Source organism: Roseomonas sp. 18066 (assembly GCF_902706185.1).
Classification (GTDB): Bacteria; Pseudomonadota; Alphaproteobacteria; order Acetobacterales; family Acetobacteraceae; genus Pseudoroseomonas.
The window spans coordinates 1-405 of record NZ_CACSJM010000397.1 but is presented as its reverse complement, the minus strand read 5'-3'; the positions used below and the strand labels follow the sequence as shown (position 1 = coordinate 405).

Genomic DNA, 405 nt, shown 5'->3' with positions numbered 1-405 from the left:
CCACCGGGCTGAACCCGCTGCCCCCGCACCTCTACTCCCATGGTTCGGCGATCATGAGCACCACGCAGCAGGTGGCCGGCGCCGCCGGCACGGCACTGCTGGTGTCCATCTTCGCGGTTGTCAGTGCGGCGTCGGGACTCGTTGCCGGGATGAGTGCCGCCTTCATGACGGCAACCGTCATAGCCCTTGCCGCCGTCGTGCTTTCCGCCATGATGCGCAAGACCGAAGGCACAGGCGCGGGCCACGGTCCGGCGCACTAGCCCAACTGGGTAGCAGCAACTGTCGTTTTGAGCCTCCAAAACGGCAGTTGCTGCTACTTACATGGGTCAGCCGGCGAAGAACTCGCTCAGTTCCTTGATCAGCTTGTCCGGCGCCTTGATAGCGCCGTCGTGGCCGAATCCGGGG

Annotated in this window: 1 pseudogene; it reads left to right on the top strand. The window is 64.9% G+C overall.

Annotation, left to right across the window (positions count from 1 at the left end):
- Nucleotides 1-260 (top strand): annotated as a pseudogene (locus tag GVN67_RS29405) (hypothetical protein); the annotation flags it as partial.
- Nucleotides 261-405: the final 145 nt, after the last annotated feature.